The organism is Paracoccus sp. JM45, from assembly GCF_003590715.1.
Classification (GTDB): Bacteria; Pseudomonadota; Alphaproteobacteria; order Rhodobacterales; family Rhodobacteraceae; genus Paracoccus.
Genome location: NZ_QQVY01000001.1, coordinates 708,692 through 723,888 on the forward strand (window position 1 = coordinate 708,692; position 15,197 = coordinate 723,888).

Annotated in this window: 16 protein-coding genes and 1 tRNA gene; 9 read left to right on the forward strand and 8 right to left on the reverse strand. The window is 61.4% G+C overall.

Features of this window, described 5'->3' with window-relative positions; all coding sequences use genetic code 11:
- Window positions 1–10 precede the first annotated feature (10 nt).
- The gene (locus tag DWB67_RS03555) at window positions 11–244 is read right to left on the reverse strand and encodes a hypothetical protein (protein WP_119806086.1); all 234 of its coding nucleotides are present in this window, start codon (window positions 242–244) and stop codon (window positions 11–13) included.
- Window positions 241–1,686: a pyruvate kinase gene (gene pyk / locus DWB67_RS03560; protein ID WP_119806087.1), complete on the reverse strand. Its 1,446-nt coding sequence runs from the start codon at window positions 1,684–1,686 to the stop codon at window positions 241–243. Before pyk ends, DWB67_RS03555 begins: the two co-directional genes overlap by 4 nt.
- Before the next feature lie 114 nt (window positions 1,687–1,800).
- On the opposite strand from pyk, the gene DWB67_RS03565 reads away from it, so the two are divergent.
- Entirely contained in the window at window positions 1,801–2,541 is a 741-nt protein-coding gene (locus DWB67_RS03565; protein WP_119806088.1) for an N-formylglutamate amidohydrolase, read from the forward strand.
- Between the two features lie 69 nt (window positions 2,542–2,610).
- Here DWB67_RS03565 and DWB67_RS03570 read toward each other — a convergent pair whose 3' ends face one another.
- Window positions 2,611–3,471 (reverse strand): D-amino-acid transaminase, encoded by an 861-nt coding sequence (locus DWB67_RS03570; RefSeq protein WP_119806089.1) that lies wholly within the window; start codon window positions 3,469–3,471, stop codon window positions 2,611–2,613.
- A 168-nt stretch (window positions 3,472–3,639) separates the two neighbouring features.
- Between DWB67_RS03570 and DWB67_RS03575 the strand changes: the two genes are divergently transcribed.
- Entirely contained in the window at window positions 3,640–4,596 is a 957-nt protein-coding gene (locus DWB67_RS03575; protein WP_119806090.1) for an L-malyl-CoA/beta-methylmalyl-CoA lyase, read from the forward strand.
- A 102-nt stretch (window positions 4,597–4,698) separates the two neighbouring features.
- Here the strand turns inward: DWB67_RS03575 and DWB67_RS03580 are convergent, their stop codons facing one another.
- Entirely contained in the window at window positions 4,699–5,592 is an 894-nt protein-coding gene (locus tag DWB67_RS03580; RefSeq protein ID WP_255418528.1) for a TIGR02186 family protein, read from the reverse strand.
- On the reverse strand, window positions 5,592–6,506 hold the full coding sequence (locus DWB67_RS03585) for a sulfite exporter TauE/SafE family protein (protein WP_119806091.1): 915 nt from the start codon (window positions 6,504–6,506) through the stop codon (window positions 5,592–5,594). The genes DWB67_RS03580 and DWB67_RS03585 overlap by 1 nt, the downstream gene beginning before the upstream one ends.
- Window positions 6,507–6,695: 189 nt before the next feature.
- Here DWB67_RS03585 and surE point away from each other — a divergent pair, with 189 nt between their 5' ends.
- From surE to DWB67_RS03600, 3 genes are read left to right on the forward strand one after another with little or no spacing between them, the layout of a single operon-like run.
- Window positions 6,696–7,520 carry a 5'/3'-nucleotidase SurE gene (gene surE, locus DWB67_RS03590; protein ID WP_119806092.1) on the forward strand — a complete coding sequence of 275 codons (825 nt, stop codon included), beginning with the start codon at window positions 6,696–6,698 and terminating at the stop codon, window positions 7,518–7,520.
- A complete protein-coding gene (locus DWB67_RS03595; RefSeq protein WP_119806093.1) occupies window positions 7,517–8,173 on the forward strand; it encodes a protein-L-isoaspartate(D-aspartate) O-methyltransferase in 657 nt (218 codons plus the stop codon). Before surE ends, DWB67_RS03595 begins: the two co-directional genes overlap by 4 nt.
- A 37-nt stretch (window positions 8,174–8,210) precedes the next feature.
- Window positions 8,211–9,314: a LysM peptidoglycan-binding domain-containing protein gene (locus DWB67_RS03600; RefSeq protein WP_182911471.1), complete on the forward strand. Its 1,104-nt coding sequence runs from the start codon at window positions 8,211–8,213 to the stop codon at window positions 9,312–9,314.
- Window positions 9,315–9,320: 6 nt separating this feature from the next.
- Here DWB67_RS03600 and DWB67_RS03605 read toward each other — a convergent pair whose 3' ends face one another.
- The 3 genes from DWB67_RS03605 to DWB67_RS03615 are packed head-to-tail and all read right to left on the reverse strand — an operon-like array spanning window position 9,321 to window position 11,889.
- Window positions 9,321–9,830 (reverse strand): hypothetical protein, encoded by a 510-nt coding sequence (locus tag DWB67_RS03605; protein ID WP_119806094.1) that lies wholly within the window; start codon window positions 9,828–9,830, stop codon window positions 9,321–9,323.
- 23 nt (window positions 9,831–9,853) lie between these two features.
- On the reverse strand, window positions 9,854–11,248 hold the full coding sequence (locus tag DWB67_RS03610; RefSeq protein WP_255418536.1) for a TolC family outer membrane protein: 1,395 nt from the start codon (window positions 11,246–11,248) through the stop codon (window positions 9,854–9,856).
- Window positions 11,236–11,889: a protein-L-isoaspartate O-methyltransferase gene (locus DWB67_RS03615; protein ID WP_119806096.1), complete on the reverse strand. Its 654-nt coding sequence runs from the start codon at window positions 11,887–11,889 to the stop codon at window positions 11,236–11,238. The genes DWB67_RS03610 and DWB67_RS03615 overlap by 13 nt, the downstream gene beginning before the upstream one ends.
- A gap of 149 nt (window positions 11,890–12,038) precedes the next feature.
- On the opposite strand from DWB67_RS03615, the gene DWB67_RS03620 reads away from it, so the two are divergent.
- From DWB67_RS03620 to DWB67_RS03635, 4 genes are all read left to right on the forward strand, one after another.
- Window positions 12,039–12,112: transfer RNA gene (locus DWB67_RS03620), tRNA-Cys, on the forward strand.
- A gap of 28 nt (window positions 12,113–12,140) precedes the next feature.
- Window positions 12,141–13,334: a 3-deoxy-D-manno-octulosonic acid transferase gene (locus DWB67_RS03625; protein WP_119806097.1), complete on the forward strand. Its 1,194-nt coding sequence runs from the start codon at window positions 12,141–12,143 to the stop codon at window positions 13,332–13,334.
- A gap of 35 nt (window positions 13,335–13,369) precedes the next feature.
- Window positions 13,370–13,789 carry a DUF1178 family protein gene (locus tag DWB67_RS03630; RefSeq protein ID WP_119806098.1) on the forward strand — a complete coding sequence of 140 codons (420 nt, stop codon included), beginning with the start codon at window positions 13,370–13,372 and terminating at the stop codon, window positions 13,787–13,789.
- Between the two features lie 84 nt (window positions 13,790–13,873).
- Window positions 13,874–15,130 carry an aspartate kinase gene (locus DWB67_RS03635; RefSeq protein ID WP_119806189.1) on the forward strand — a complete coding sequence of 419 codons (1,257 nt, stop codon included), beginning with the start codon at window positions 13,874–13,876 and terminating at the stop codon, window positions 15,128–15,130.
- The last annotated feature ends 67 nt before the right edge of the window (window positions 15,131–15,197 follow it).

Genomic DNA, 15,197 nt, shown 5'->3' on the forward strand with positions numbered 1-15,197 from the left:
GCAAGCCGATTCAGTTCCCGATCTGGATTCCCGTAACCCGCGCGAATGCAGACGGGATATCGTCGGGATGGAACGTGTCAGGATCGACCGAGGCCCCGATGACCAGCACAAGAATACCGGCCATGAAAACCAGAATTGCCGCGCGGGGCGGCTGTGTCTGCACCAGCTGCACCACGGCAAGAACCGCAGACAGCAGGCACAGCGCAATGCCGCCCAGCAGCAAAAGATCGGGCAGCAGCATCATTCGGGATCAGACGCAAAGATCAGGCGGTCATCGCAAGGGGCGATGCGCAGGATGTTCGTCGATCCGGGCACGTTGAACGGCACACCGGCCATCAACACGATTTGCCGCGTTTCATCGGCAAAACCGTATTCGCGTGCCGTGCGGGTCGAATTGACCACGGCTTCCTTGAAGCGGCTCAGACGCGGGGTGATGACGCAATGCGTGCCCCATGTCAGAACCAGACGGCGGGTCACCGATTCCAGCGGGCTAAGCGCGATGATCGGAACGCGCGGACGTTCACGTGCCACCAGACTGACGGTATTGCCCGACTGGGTGAATGCACAGATCGCGGCAACATCCGTGGTTTCGGCGATTTCACGCGCCGCCGTCACGATGGCATCCGTCACTGAAGACAGGCTGGCCTTGCGCGCCGCCTCGATGATCGAGCGATAGTTCTTATCCGCCTCGACCGAGCGTGCGACGTTATCCATCGTCCGCACAGCCTCGATCGGGAAGCTGCCTGCCGCACTTTCAGCCGACAGCATGACCGCATCAGCGCCTTCATAGATGGCGTTGGCGACGTCGCTGACTTCGGCGCGGGTGGGCATCGGGCTGTCGATCATCGATTCCAGCATCTGGGTCGCAACAATCACCGGCTTGGCGGCGCTGCGGCACAGACGGACCAGACGCTTCTGGATCGGCGGCACGGAATAGACCGGCAATTCGACGCCCAGATCGCCACGTGCGACCATGATCCCGTCAGAGGCTGCCAGAATTTCGTCGAATGCACGCACAGCTGCGGGCTTTTCGATCTTGGACAGAACCGCGGCACGGCCTTTGGCCAGCGTCTTGGCCTCTTCCACGTCCTCGGCGCGCTGCACGAAGGACAGGGCCAGCCAGTCCACGCCCAGTTCACAGGCGAATTCCAGATCGGCGCGGTCCTTATCCGACAATGCCGCCAGCGGCAGCACCACGTCGGGGACGTTCACGCCCTTGCGGTCCGAAATCGTACCGGCAACCGTCACGACGCATTCGGCGTAATCCGAACCACAGGTTTCGACCGTCAGGCGGATCTTACCATCATTGACCAGCAGTTCGCTGCCTTCGACCAATGCCGCGAAGATTTCCGGATGCGGCAACTGGACACGCGTCTTGTCGCCAAGGGCCGCATCAAGATCGAAGCGGAACTTGTCGCCCACGGCCAGATCCTGCGGACCCGACCCGAACGAACCCACACGCAGCTTTGGTCCCTGAAGGTCGGCCAGAATGGCAATCGGCCGGCCCGTATCTGCTTCGATCTCGCGAATCGTGTTGTAACGTTCGCGGTGGTCGTCATGGCTGCCATGGCTCATGTTCAGGCGGAACACGTCGGCCCCTGCCTCGAACAGATCGCGGATTACTTCCTTGGTCGACGATGCCGGCCCAAGCGTTGCCACGATTTTCACGTTGCGATGTCGTCTCATCATCCCGCCCCATCTAAGTTTAGCGCTATCTATGCCGCAATTGCAGCGTGGCGGCAACTGGCGTCTGGCCAGCTTTCGTCGTAGACAGGCTGCAGCAACAGTGATGACCGAACCATGACGCCCCCACCCTTCCATATCGAAGGGGCGACACGCCCCTCGCGCTGGCTGATCACCTGCGATCACGCCACGAATCACGTGCCCGACTGGGTTGCCGATGGTGATCTGGGCATTCAGGCATCCGATATGGCACGCCATATCGCCTTTGATCCGGGCGCTGCGGGGCTGACCCAGAAGCTTGCCGAACTGATGGACGCGCCTGCGATCCTGTCCAATTTCTCACGCCTTGTGATCGACCCCAACCGGGGCGAGGATGACCCCACGCTGCTGATGCGCCTTTATGACGGCACAGTTATTCCCGCTAATAAACATGCGGACGCCGATGAACGCGAACGCCGCCTGACGCGGTTGCATCGCCCATATCATGCGGCCTTGGGCGAATTGGCCGACACACATCCCGACCGCTGCATCTGCGCGATCCACAGCTTTACCCCGCAATTGCGGGGCCGCCCGCCGCGCCCCTGGCAGATCGGCATTCTTTATTCGCATCACGATGCGCGGCTTGGCCACGCAATGGTGCAGGCCTGCCGTGATCAGGGGTGGGTGACGGGCGAAAACCAGCCCTATACCGGACATCTGCAAGGCGATTCGATCGACCGCCACGCTTTGGCCCACAACCGCCCAAACCTGCTGATCGAAGTGCGCAACGATCTGATCGCCACGCCCGAAGGTCAGGCCGAATGGGCCAGCCGCCTTGCGCCGGTTATTGCCAATACATTGGCGGACAGCGGTCTCTGACCCGATAACTCGAACCGCCCCACGCGGGGGTCCGGGGGGCGCGCAGCCCCCCGGCGTCGCGGGACGCAATCAGACGGCGGTTTTCATCGTCTCTTCCAGATAGATCTCGCGCAAACGTGCTGCGACCGGTCCGACCGTGCCACCATTTACCGCTGCGCCGTCGATCTCGACCACCGGCATCACGAATGCCGAAGCCGAGGTGATAAACGCCTCATCCGCGTCCTGCGCCTCGGCAATCGTGAAGGACCGTTCCTCGACCTTCATCTGGGCCTCGGCGGCAAAGCGCAGGACGGCGGCACGGGTGATGCCGTGCAGGATGTCATGGCTCAGTTCGCGGGTGATGATCGTGCCGTTCTTGACGATATAGGCGTTATTGCTGGTGCCCTCGGTGACTTTGCCATCCTCGACCATCCACGCATCATCGGCCCCGCGCGCCTTGGCCTCCATCTTGGCCATTGAGGGGTATAGCAGCTGCACCGTCTTGATGTCGCGGCGGCCCCAACGCAGATCCTCGACGCTGATGACCTTCCAGCCGGTTTTGGCGGCGGGGGCATCGGCCAGACCGGGTTTGGATTGCGTGAACATCACCACCGTCGGCACCGTATCCGCGGGTGGATAGGCGAAATCGCGGTCGCCCGGATTGCCGCGCGTGACCTGCAAGTAGATCATCCCATCGGTGATGCCGTTTTCCGCGATCAGCTTGCGGTGCGCATTCAGATAAGCCGCATCCTCAAGCGGGTTGCGAATGGCCAGTTCCGACAGCGACCGTTTCAGGCGGACCATATGGCCGTCGAAATCGATCAGCTTTCCGTCCAGAACACTGACCACCTCGTAAACGCCATCTGCCATCAGGAAGCCGCGATCGAAAACCGAAACCATTGCCTGATCTTCGGCGACATAATCGCCATTCACATAAACCGTCCGCGTCATCTGATCCTCCTGAGGCGTCGCATCTGTGGTGGCGGTCCTGCGCCCAAATACCCCCGCAGGTCAAGCGGATCGGCCTTTCATGCTGCAATGCAGGAAAAACACTTGATGCACGCGCGGCGAAACATTATTACCAAAGAAGTCCCGCATCTTTACGAACTGGACTTTTGTATGAGCTTTCTGTCACAGCCTCTGCCACCTGCCCGCCTGAACCGTTGCCAGCTTTTCGGCCCCGGCTCGCGTGAGGCGTTGTTCGAAAAGATGGCAAAGTCACAGGCAGATGTCATCAATCTGGACCTCGAGGATTCGGTTGCCCCCGATGACAAGGACCGCGCCCGTTCCAATATCATTCAGGCGATCGGCGATGTGGACTGGGGCGACAAGACGCTGTCGGTGCGGATCAACGGGCTGGACACGCCCTATTGGTATCGCGACGTGGTCGATCTGCTGGAACAGGCAAGCGACCGGCTGGACCAGATCATGATCCCCAAAGCGGGCAATGCGGCTGATATCTATGCCGTGGACGCGCTGGTCACCGCGATAGAACGCGCCAAGGGCCGCACCAAACCCATCGCCTTCGAGGTGATCATCGAATCCGCCGCTGGCATCAGTCATGTCGAAGACATTGCCGCTTCTTCTCCGCGCATGCAGGCCATCAGCCTTGGCGCTGCCGACTTTGCGGCCTCGATGGGAATGGCCACCACCGGCATCGGCGGGACGCAGGAAAACTACTATATGCTGCGCGACGGCCAGAAATACTGGCCCGATCCGTGGCATTGGGCACAGACCGCCATTGTTGCCGCCTGCCGGACGCATGGGTTGTTACCGGTCGATGGTCCCTATGGGGATTTCAGCGATCAGGAAGGCTTCATTGCTCAGGCCCGCCGCTCGGCAACCTTGGGAATGGTCGGCAAATGGGCCATCCACCCCAGCCAGATCGCCCTCTGCAATGATGTTTTTTCACCCGACGAAGCCGCCATTACCGAAGCCCGCGAAATTCTTGCCGCGATGGAGCAGGCAAAGAAAGACGGCGCAGGGGCAACGGTGTATAAGGGACGTCTGGTCGATATCGCCTCGATGAAACAGGCGCAGGTGATCGTCCGTCAGGCCGAACTGATCGCCGGCTAATGAACACCCCGCGGACCAGACCAGTGGAGGGGTCAGGACCGCAAACAGGGGGAGGAGAGCAGGCCTTGCGCATTGTCGCAAGGCCTGCCGCATTTCAAGGCATCAGGCGCGGCGCAGCTTGCGGAACGCAGCCGAGGCCCCCCAGCCCGCAAAAACCGCCACCGCCAGCGACATAAGCCCGTAAAGCATCGGCTGGTCATATGCCAGATTATACAACCAGCGTTCCAGCCCGACCTTGCGGACCTGAATTGCGGCACGATGGACATCGACCACCTGACCGTCCCGCAGCAGGAAGATGCGGGTTTTGTAATCCCCCTCTAGCAGGTTGGCAGGCAGACGGATATCGGCACGGAACAACGTATCCTCGGCCAGTTCGACGCCCGCTTCGTCCAGACGGTAATGGCCATCGTTTTCGCGAAGGCGAATCATCGCTTCGGTAAATGCGGTCACGTCCTGAACCTCGGGGGCTCCGGAAAAGGCCCGCAGCGCCTGCGACAGGGAAATACGATAGCGGCTGTCCCATCCGGGCAGCAATATCTGGTCCAGCGGCGCAGTGCTGGCCACCGCGTAATAGCTGGGTGCAGCCCCCACCTCGACCCTTTCGGTATTGACCCAGATGCCAAAGCGGCGCTGCTTGCGCCAGACAGTCAGCGGCTGGGACGGCGCCTCCACCGTGACAATCACATCCAGTTGGTCATCGGGGATCGGCACCTCACGGCGGATCGCGCCATAGATCAGAATCTCGGACCCGTCAAAGCTGGTGGTGATGGACACAGAATTGTCCGACAGGCCCGCGACGACCTGTTCGGCCGGTTCGCCCTGATTTTCGGGAATGGCGCTGCGCGGCCGGCCTGGATCGGGAAACAGCGGATAGGCGTCGCGCTGCACAGGCAGGTTGGCATCGGGATCAGCGGGCAAAAGCGACCCCGACGATTGCGCCAGCAATGCAGTTGGCAGCAGGGTTAGCAGACAAAGGGCTGCAAGGCGCATGACCATCACTGCCCCCTGACCACAATGGAATAGACATCTTCAGGCATCAGGAACAGATCCAGCGCCAGCTTGCCACACACCGCCAGCACCAGCAGCGCCAGCAGGATACGCAGCTGTTCGGCCCGTAATTTTGCCCCAAGCGTCGTCCCGATCTGCGCGCCGATCACCCCGCCGACAATCAGCAACAGCGCCAGCATCACATCGACCGTGTTATAGTTGATGGCGTGCATCAACGTGGTAAAGGCCGTCACGAAGGTGATCTGAAAAAGCGATGTGCCCACAACAACCTTGGTCGGCATGCCCAGCAGATAGATCATCGCGGGCACCATGATAAAGCCGCCGCCAACACCCATGATCGCCGCCAGCACACCTACGGCGACCCCGACCAGCAAGGGCGGGATCACACTGATATACAACCCCGAGGTGCGGAATTTCACCTTGAAGGGCATCCGGTGGACCCAGTTGTGCTGGTGCAATCGCTTGCGCCCTGTGGGGTGGCGGGCACGTCGCAGGGCGCGGAGGCTTTCTTGCAACATCATCCCGCCGATCAGGCCAAGGAAAACAACGTAACAAAGCTGGACGACCAGTTCGACCTGACCCACACGTTGCAGGATGTTGAAGACAAAGACGCCCAGCCCCGACCCGATCAGGCCACCACCCAGCAGGACCCCACCCATCCTGAAATCGACGGTCTTGCGCTTCATATGCGCCAGCACGCCCGACACCGATGATGCGACAACCTGATTGGCACCGGTCGCCACCGCGATGGCGGGGGGGATGCCGATAAAGAACAACAGCGGCGTGATCAGGAAACCGCCGCCAACGCCGAAAAGGCCGCTCATGACGCCGACAAGTCCGCCAAGCCCCATCAGGGTAAAGGCATTGACCGAGACCTCGGCGATGGGAAGGTATATTTGCATACGCGGCGCGGCCCATTTTTTTATGGCAAGGATGCAACGACAGGCATGGCAGGTCAAACCGCTTTACACCACCCGTCCATCAACCTTCCATGAACGGGTTGAAGCGCGTCCAAGCGGGGGCTAAGCAGTTCATGTCACATCCGCGTGCACCGGCCGTATGTTGCCGCTGCCGGATCACATGGGGGCAGGATGCGCATTCTCATCACCAATGACGACGGCATCAACGCACCGGGGCTTGAGGTGCTGCACGAAATCGCCACCCGCCTTGCCGGTCCGCAGGGCGAGGTCTGGACCGTCGCCCCCGCCTTCGAACAATCAGGCGTTGCCCATTGCATCAGCTATTCCCACCCGACGATGGTGGCCGAACTTGGCCCCCGCCGTTTCGCCGCCGAAGGCAGCCCCGCCGATTGCGTGCTGGCCGCCGTGGGCGACATTATGGCCGATGCGCCCCCTGATCTAGTGCTGTCCGGCGTGAACCGCGGAAATAACGCCGGTGAGAACGCCATGTATTCCGGCACCATCGGTGGCGCGATGGAGGCGGCCTTGCAAGGCCTGCCCGCCATTGCCCTGTCGCAATATCTGGGGCCGCAAACCGCCAAGCTGGCCGACCCGTTTGAATCGTCCCGCCTGCATGGGGCAGCTGTGATCCAGCGGTTGCTGGACCACGGCGACTGGACCTCGGATGCGGATTTCCGGCTGTTCTATAACATCAATTTTCCGCCCTTGGCGGCCGCAGGTGTCAAAGGCATCCGCGTGGCCCCGCAGGGCCGGCGTCAGGGCACGCGTTTCGGCGTCGTTCCCCAGACCGCCCCGAACGGGCGGCGGTTCATGTGGGTCTCGGGCGGATCGCAGCAGGCACCGGCCCGCGACGGCAGTGATGTCGCCGTGAATCTGGACGGCTATGTTTCGGTCACGCCGATGCGGGCGGATCTGACATGCCATGATTCGCTGACAGGTTTGGCGGGCGCGCTGGATAATCTGACTCTGCCCGCCCAAGGCGAGGCTGCCGAATGACGGACGACCCAGAAGAAACCACCGCAGAACGCAAGATGCGCTTCCTGTTCCAGTTGAGGACACGCGGCGTTACCGACCCGCGCGTTCTGGAAGCCATGGAAAACATCGACCGCGGGCTGTTCGTGCGCGGCCAGTTCGCCGACCGCGCCTATGAGGATACCCCCCTGCCGATTCCCTGCGGCCAGACCATCAGCCAACCCTCGGTCGTGGGATTGATGACGCAGGCGCTGGCGATCGGTGCGCGCGATACGGTGTTGGAGGTCGGCACGGGGTCCGGCTATCAGGCGGCGATTCTTTCAGGGCTGTGCCGCAGGGTCTATACGCTGGACCGCCACCGTCGTCTGGTTCAGGAAGCCGAGGCAATCTTTACCCAGCTGGGCCTTTACAACATCATTGCCCAGATTGCAGACGGATCGCGTGGTCTGCCCGATCAGGCGCCTTTTGACCGGATTCTGGTCACTGCCGCTGCGGAAGACCCCCCGGGCCCCTTGTTGGCACAGCTGAAAATCGGTGGCATCATGGTGGTTCCGGTGGGCCAATCCGATGCGGTGCAGACGCTGATCCGTGTGACCCGCACCGAAACGGGGTTCGATTACGATGAATTGCGGCAGGTCCGTTTCGTTCCTTTGGTCGAGGGGTTGGGCCAGACCTGACCTTCGCCCCCCTAATTCGCAGGCTGAGGATAGCATCATGAACACTGGCACATTCCGTATCGCTGGCTGCCTGACTGCAATGCTGGCATTGGCGTCATGCGGGGCCGATGGCGCGTTCGAACCCGACCTTCGCGGTTGGGCTGGTGGGCTGGATACAACGCAGGCCGCAGCCCAAGCGGCCCCCCGCCCCCAGCCCGACAACCGTGGCGTCATCACGTTTTCGAACGGTCAGGTGGTGCTGGCGCAGGCTGGCGATACGCCAACCACAATCGCGACACGCCTCGGCCTGCAACCTGCCCAGCTTGCCTCGCATAATGCGCTGCCGGTGGATGGCGTTCTGCGGGCCGGTGCCGTGCTGGTTCTGCCCAGCCAGGTTGCGCTGGGCACCGTGTCGAAACCATCGACAATCACTTCGATCGTGACAGATCCCTTTGCGAAGACTACCAAAACACAAACAGCCACCCCGTCACCCCAGAACCCGACGCAACATGTTGTCACCTCGGGGGAAACGGCGTGGTCGGTGGCGCGCAAATATAATGTCAGCGTCAAGGATCTGGCAGCATGGAACGGCCTGCCCACCGATATGGACCTGCGGGTCGGCCAACGCCTGATCGTTCCAAAAGCGGGCGAGGTTCCCGATGCCTTGGCAACCACCGCCCCCGGCAGCGGCAGCCCGACACCCAAGCCGCCCTCGGCTGCCGAACCGCTGCCTGATGAAACAACTGCGCCGGCATCCGCGCCCGCACCGGCGGCGCCCTCGACCGATCTGGGGGCAACCCGCACTGCGGCGTCCGGTGGCGGGCCGCTGAAAATGCCGGTAGATGGATCGATCATCCGTGTTTATGAAAAAGGCCGCAATGACGGCATCGATATTGCCGCACCATCGGGAACACAGGTGACCTCCGCAGGATCGGGCACTGTTGCTGCCCTGACCCGCGACACATCCGGCGTACCTATTATCGTTGTCCGCCATCCCGGTGATCTGATGACCGTCTATACCGGACTTGAAAATGTCGATGTCGCCAAGGGCGATACCGTCACAGCTGGCCAGAGTCTGGGCAAAGCGGGCAATTCCGGCTTTGTCCACTTTGAAGTCCGTCGTGGTTTCGAAAGCGTCGACCCCGAAAAGATGCTGAACTAGGCCCCTTCAGGCATCGATCATCCGGTCCTGCACTGCCATCGCGATCTGGGACCGGATCACAGCCCGCAAATTGGCCGAGAATTTGGCCCCCAACTCTCCGTTCAGTTCCTGCTGGACGGCTGATTGCAGATGCATATGCAGGTCGGGGTGACCCAGCAACATATCGGCGACGTCCTTTGATGTCGGGACCAGCAGGGGGTCTGGTTGAACGATCACCGGTTGCGGTGCTGCCACAGGTGGCGACTGCAAGCGTGCCAGCATCCGGTCACCCCAGGCATGCCACAATCGCACAATCACCGGTTCGGCTTTGGGGGATGCCGGCGCAGGGTCGGCCAGAACCGAAGGGTCGCCGTCAATCATCTGCCTGATCGAGAATATGGTTTTTCCGATGTCGGCGGACAAGCGTTGTGCATCCGACTGCGGCGCTGCCATCGCGCGGGCTGTGCGGCCAAACCGGCCCTTGCGCGATTGCCCTGTGACAGGAAGAGGTGCGGGTTTGCGACGCGGCCTAACCATGCCGCAAACCGCCTTTTTCGGGTTCAGTTACGTCCGATGGCGCGCAGAACACGGTCAAGGCTTTCGCCCTGCTTGCTGGTCGCGGGCGCGTTACGCACAGCATTATAGTATTGCGATGGGTCATAGGTCGGAATTCCCAGTTTCAGGTTTTCTACCGTCAACAAACCCATAGCGGACAAAAGTTGATAATGCGCTAACTGCAGGTTGGATTCCGCCGTGATCCGGTCCGCACGCGCCTCTAGCAGCGATTGTTCGGCGTCCAGAACATCCAGGGTGGTGCGCGCACCCAGTAACGCTTCTTCGCGGACGCCGTCATAGGCTTGCTGCGCCGCCGAGATTTGCTGGGTGATTGCCGTAATCTGTGCACGGGCAACGTCAATATTTGCCCAAGTCTCGCCAACATTCTGGCTGACCTGACGCGCCGTGTTCAACAGCGAAGACCGCGCCTGGTCACGTTCCGCCATTGCCCTGCGATGCGATGCCGAAAGGCGTCCGCCGGAATAGATGGTCTGGCTAAGTTCCAGACCGACCGCCGAGGTATTCGTGCTGCCGTCATTGCCATTCAGCCGCGACAAGGGTGACCGGATCACGCCGACACTGGCCGTTCCCGACAGTGTCGGATTGCGTTCGGCCGCAGCCGCCGCAACGCTGATTTCCGCCGCAGCAGCCTGACGTTGCGATTGCAGAACTGCCGGATGGGTCCGCTGGGCAATTCCGCGCGCCGCATCGACATTCGCCGGCAGTTTCGGCAAGGGCGGCGGGGCGGACAGCGTGCCCGGCAGTTTGCCGGTGGCTGCCAGATAACCCTCGCGCGCGATTTCCAGCTGACCGTTCGCCGAGGCAAGGCTGGCACGGGTTTCGGCCAGCTGTGCATCGGCCAGGGCCACATCGGTTACGGTAATCTCGCCAACATCGAACCGGTCCTGCGCAGCCTGACGTTCACGCGACAGAACCTCGACCGAGTTTTGTTGCAAGGCCACCTGCTGGATCGCCTCGCGTACGTCGAAATAAGCAATCGCAGCGTTCAGCAAAACATCCTGTTCGATGCTGACCAGTGCCTGACGGGTCGCAAGGACCTGTTCCTTGGCACCATCAATGGCCAGCTGCGAGCGCCCGAAATCATACAGCGTCAGGCTGGCCGACAGATACAGCGATGTGCTGCGCCCCGTGGGCTCACCTTCCGATTTGTCGATATCGTGGCTGGCGACCCATTGGACAATCGGACGCAGTGCCGCGACCGAGGCTGCAACGTCTTCATCCGCGGCACGAAGGACGGCGCGGTTCTGCTCGACCAGCGCCGAATGGCGATAGGCTGCCACAAGCGTATCGGCCAGCGATTCGGCGCGCGCCGGAAGGGCGGCAACCAACCCCAACAGCGTGACGCCAGCAAGGCGGGCCAGCGGCTTCACAATGCGAATCCGCGTGCGCGTCCAAAGCCCGGCAGCATCGGCGCATTGGCATTGAAGGAATAACGCCATGTGATCTTGCCGTTCGACTGGTGGCCGATGCGGGCGACGCCCAGCGCGCCTTCGCGGAACAATGCCGCAATGCGGCCACCGTCACGCAGTTGTTCCAGTATCGTGGCGGGCACCTCTTCGATGGCGCCTTCGACCAGAATCACATCATAAGGACCCTGCTTGGGCGCACCCGCGGTCAGATCCGCCTCGATTACGGCAACATTGAAAAAGCCGTTGTCGTTCAGACGCGTCTGCGCTTCTGCGGCCAGTTCGGGGTTATCCTCAATGGCGACAACAGCCTCGGCCATGCGCGACATGACGGCGGCGGAATAGCCATAGCCGCAGCCAAGATTCAGCACCAGTTCATCGGGTTGGATGTCCAGCGCGTCGACCATCTTGGACAAGGTCCGTGCCTCAAGCAGGACGCGACCATGCCCGATATCCAGGTTTTCACCCGAATAGGCGACCGCGCGCCGGTTGGCGGGGACAAATTCCTCGCGCGGGATGGACAGCATTGCGTCGATGACCGGAAACTTGGTGACGTCGCTTGGACGGACCTGCGTGTCCACCATCGTCGTGCGCCGGGCGGCAAAATCGCTCATGTCGGGGAACCTCTGCTCGACCTCTTTCAGGGCTTATTGCCATGTTTCACCTGTCTGGGCAACGCCGGACATGACGGGTTTCACATCCTTGCCGATCACGGCTTGCAAGGGGCGTGGCAATCTATTAAGCCATGCCCACTCTCGACGGCGGTGGGTTGGCGGAGAGGTTACGCACCGGATTGCAAATCCGTGAAGACCGGTTCGATTCCGGTACCCACCTCCAACTTACCCGGCACGAGGGTTCCCGTCCCATGATCTATAATACGACGACCCGCATCGCAGAAGCCGCGCTGCGGTTGCGCGCATCCATGGGCGGACCGGCCACATTGCGCGAACGTCTGGTCAGTGGCACCGCCCCTGCCCCCGCAACAATCTGGGTGCATGGCGCGTCGGTCGGGGAACTGACATCGGCACGTCAGGTCATCCATGCGCTGTCTTTGAAAAATCCCGTCCATATCACCGCCAACAGTGAAACTGGCCGCAATCTGGCCACCAGTTGGGGATTGCCCGCAACGCTGGCACCGCTGGACCTGCCCGGCGCGCTGGACCGTTTTCTGGCAGCCTGCCAACCCCGATTGCTGATCAGCATCGAGGCCGAGTTCTGGCCGTTACGATCGCGTTTTCTGGCCGAACGCGGCGTGGCGCAGGCGCTGATCGGGGCACGCCTGTCGGAACGCTCGGCAAGGACATGGGGGCGCTTTCCCCGTATTATCCGTCCAATCCTGTCGCGGATCGATGCGCTATCGGCACAGGATCAAGCCAGCGAGGCACGTTTGCTGGGCCTTGGTCTGCCCGCATCGTCACTGTTGCCGCGTCTGGACCTGAAGCTGCTGGATCCGGCCTCGGTCACGCCACCGGCTGATGACACGGACCGCGACCGGACCATCCTTGCCGCCTCTACGCATGAGGGCGAGGACGCGATAATTCTGGATGCCTTCCTGATCGCCCGCAGCCAACGACCGGAACTCAGGCTGATTCTGGCACCACGTCACCCCGATCGCGGTGATGATATTGCCGCCCTGATCGCGGCACGCGGTCTGGCCGTTATCCGGCGCAGCGCGGGCGGTGCATTGCCCGAAGCAGGCGGCGTTCTTCTGGCTGATACCTTGGGTGAAATGCCCAAATGGTATGCACTGGCAGGAACCTGTGTCATCGGTGGGTCCTTGCAGGATCATGGCGGCCATACGCCTTGGGAACCCGCCGCCTATTGCTGCGCCCTTTTGCATGGGCCCCATACCGGAAATTTCGTCGAAACCTTTGACGCCCTGCATGCAGGCGACGCTGCGTTACAGGTGTCCACGGCGACATTGGCCGACCATATGGCCCTTACAGCGGCCAAGGCGCGACAGCTGGGCCATGCAGCACGGGATCTGCTGACGGCACGTGCAGGCGATCCGGCACCGTTGATCGACCGGCTGGCCGAACTTGCACAGCGCAACGACTGACCCGATATAATCGGCATAGGATAAGGGGCCCGAAGATGATCCGCTATGCGCTGCGCTGCGAAAACGGCCATGACTTCGACAGCTGGTTCCGGTCGTCGGACGGCTTCGACGCCATGCGTACGGCGGGTCAGATTGCTTGTGGCGAATGCGGATCGACCAAAGTCGAAAAAGCATTGATGGCCCCTGCGGTATCGGAACCGCGTCCGGCCACGCCGCGTCTGACACAGCCGGCGACACCTGCTGAAACCGCCTTGGACAAATTACGTCAGCATGTGGAAAAGAATTCCGATTACGTCGGCAGCAGCTTCGTGGCCGAGGCCCGCGCCATGCACCAAGGCACAAGCCCCGAACGCGCCATCCACGGCGAGGCCCGCATCGAAGACGCCCGCAAGCTGATCGAGGATGGCATCCCCGTTGCCCCCCTTCCCTTCTTGCCACGGCAGAAGACGAACTGATCTTGCGCGCACCGCCCCTTGCCCTTTCAGAATTGCACACCTAAAAGCCTCGCCGACAAACAACCTTTGGCTGGGGGCCCGAATATGCCGCTTCTGGTAATGAAATTCGGCGGCACTTCGGTGGCCGATCTGGACCGGATCAAAAACGCCGCACGCAAGGTGCAGCGCGAGGTCGAGCGTGGCTATGACGTGATCGTCATTGTCAGCGCGATGTCGGGCAAGACCAATGAACTGGTGGGATGGGTCGAACAGACCTCTCCTCTGTTCGATGCGCGCGAATATGACGCCATCGTCAGCTCGGGCGAAAATGTGACCGCTGGTCTGATGTCACTGACCCTGCAGGAAATGGGCGTTCCGGCGCGCAGCTGGCAGGGCTGGCAGGTGCCGATCAACACGACCGCCGCCCATTCCGCCGCCCGTTTTGTGGATATTCCACGCGACAATCTGGACCAGAAATTCGCCGAAGGCTTCAAGGTCGCGGTGGTTGCAGGTTTCCAGGGCGTTGCCCCCGATGGCCGCATCACCACGCTTGGCCGTGGCGGCAGCGATACGACCGCCGTGGCTTTTGCCGCAGCTTTCAATGCCGAGCGTTGTGACATCTATACCGATGTGGACGGCGTTTATACGACCGACCCGCGCATCACCTCCAAGGCGCGCAAGCTGGACCGCATTGCCTTTGAGGAAATGCTGGAACTGGCCAGCCTTGGTGCCAAGGTGCTGCAGACCCGTTCGGTCGAACTGGCCATGCGTTACAAAGTGCGCCTGCGCGTCCTGTCCTCGTTCGAGGAAACGGATGACAATTCAGGCACGCTGATCTGCGATGAGGATGAAATCATGGAATCGAAAGTCGTTAATGGCATCGCCTCGTCACGCGACGAAGCCAAGATCACCCTTGTGACGGTCGAGGACCGCCCCGGCATTTCGGCGGCGATCTTTGCGCCTTTGGCCGATGCGGGCGTGAACGTGGATATGATCGTCCAAAATATTTCCGAAAAGGATTATGACGATCACCCCGGTTCGGTGACGGATATGACCTTCTCGGTGCCGATCAATCAGGTCGAACGTGCCAAAAAGGCGATGGAAGAGGCGCGCGCCGCCGGCACCATCAGCTATGACGAACTGAACATCGACACCGAAGTCGCCAAGGTCAGCGTTGTCGGTATCGGCATGCGCAGCCATACGGGTGTTGCGGCCAAGATGTTCAAGGCATTGGCTGATGACAATGTGAACATCAAGGTCATCGCAACAAGCGAGATCAAGATTTCGGTGCTGATTGACCGCAAATATATGGAACTGGCCGTGCAGGCACTGCATGATGCCTTTGGATTGGAACAGGCATAAGGCCCGTTCGACAAGGGCCTCGCCCGTTCGGGCGGGGCTGATGCGCAAGGCATAAGGCGGACATGCG

Excerpts from the sequence above, each read along its gene's own strand:
- pyk (WP_119806087.1), bottom strand. The coding sequence starts at position 1,686 with ATGAGACGACATCGCAACGTGAAAATCGTGGCAACGCTTGGGCCGGCA.
- DWB67_RS03630 (WP_119806098.1), top strand. The coding sequence starts at position 13,370 with ATGATCCGCTATGCGCTGCGCTGCGAAAACGGCCATGACTTCGACAGC.
- DWB67_RS03625 (WP_119806097.1), top strand. The coding sequence starts at position 12,141 with ATGATCTATAATACGACGACCCGCATCGCAGAAGCCGCGCTGCGGTTG.
- DWB67_RS03570 (WP_119806089.1), bottom strand. The coding sequence starts at position 3,471 with ATGACGCGGACGGTTTATGTGAATGGCGATTATGTCGCCGAAGATCAG.
- DWB67_RS03600 (WP_182911471.1), top strand. The coding sequence starts at position 8,211 with ATGAACACTGGCACATTCCGTATCGCTGGCTGCCTGACTGCAATGCTG.
- DWB67_RS03595 (WP_119806093.1), top strand. The coding sequence starts at position 7,517 with ATGACGGACGACCCAGAAGAAACCACCGCAGAACGCAAGATGCGCTTC.
- DWB67_RS03575 (WP_119806090.1), top strand. The coding sequence starts at position 3,640 with ATGAGCTTTCTGTCACAGCCTCTGCCACCTGCCCGCCTGAACCGTTGC.
- DWB67_RS03605 (WP_119806094.1), bottom strand. The coding sequence starts at position 9,830 with ATGGTTAGGCCGCGTCGCAAACCCGCACCTCTTCCTGTCACAGGGCAA.
- DWB67_RS03565 (WP_119806088.1), top strand. The coding sequence starts at position 1,801 with ATGACGCCCCCACCCTTCCATATCGAAGGGGCGACACGCCCCTCGCGC.
- DWB67_RS03555 (WP_119806086.1), bottom strand. The coding sequence starts at position 244 with ATGATGCTGCTGCCCGATCTTTTGCTGCTGGGCGGCATTGCGCTGTGC.
- DWB67_RS03585 (WP_119806091.1), bottom strand. The coding sequence starts at position 6,506 with ATGCAAATATACCTTCCCATCGCCGAGGTCTCGGTCAATGCCTTTACC.
- surE (WP_119806092.1), top strand. The coding sequence starts at position 6,696 with ATGCGCATTCTCATCACCAATGACGACGGCATCAACGCACCGGGGCTT.
- DWB67_RS03580 (WP_255418528.1), bottom strand. The coding sequence starts at position 5,592 with ATGGTCATGCGCCTTGCAGCCCTTTGTCTGCTAACCCTGCTGCCAACT.
- DWB67_RS03615 (WP_119806096.1), bottom strand. The coding sequence starts at position 11,889 with ATGAGCGATTTTGCCGCCCGGCGCACGACGATGGTGGACACGCAGGTC.
- DWB67_RS03635 (WP_119806189.1), top strand. The coding sequence starts at position 13,874 with ATGCCGCTTCTGGTAATGAAATTCGGCGGCACTTCGGTGGCCGATCTG.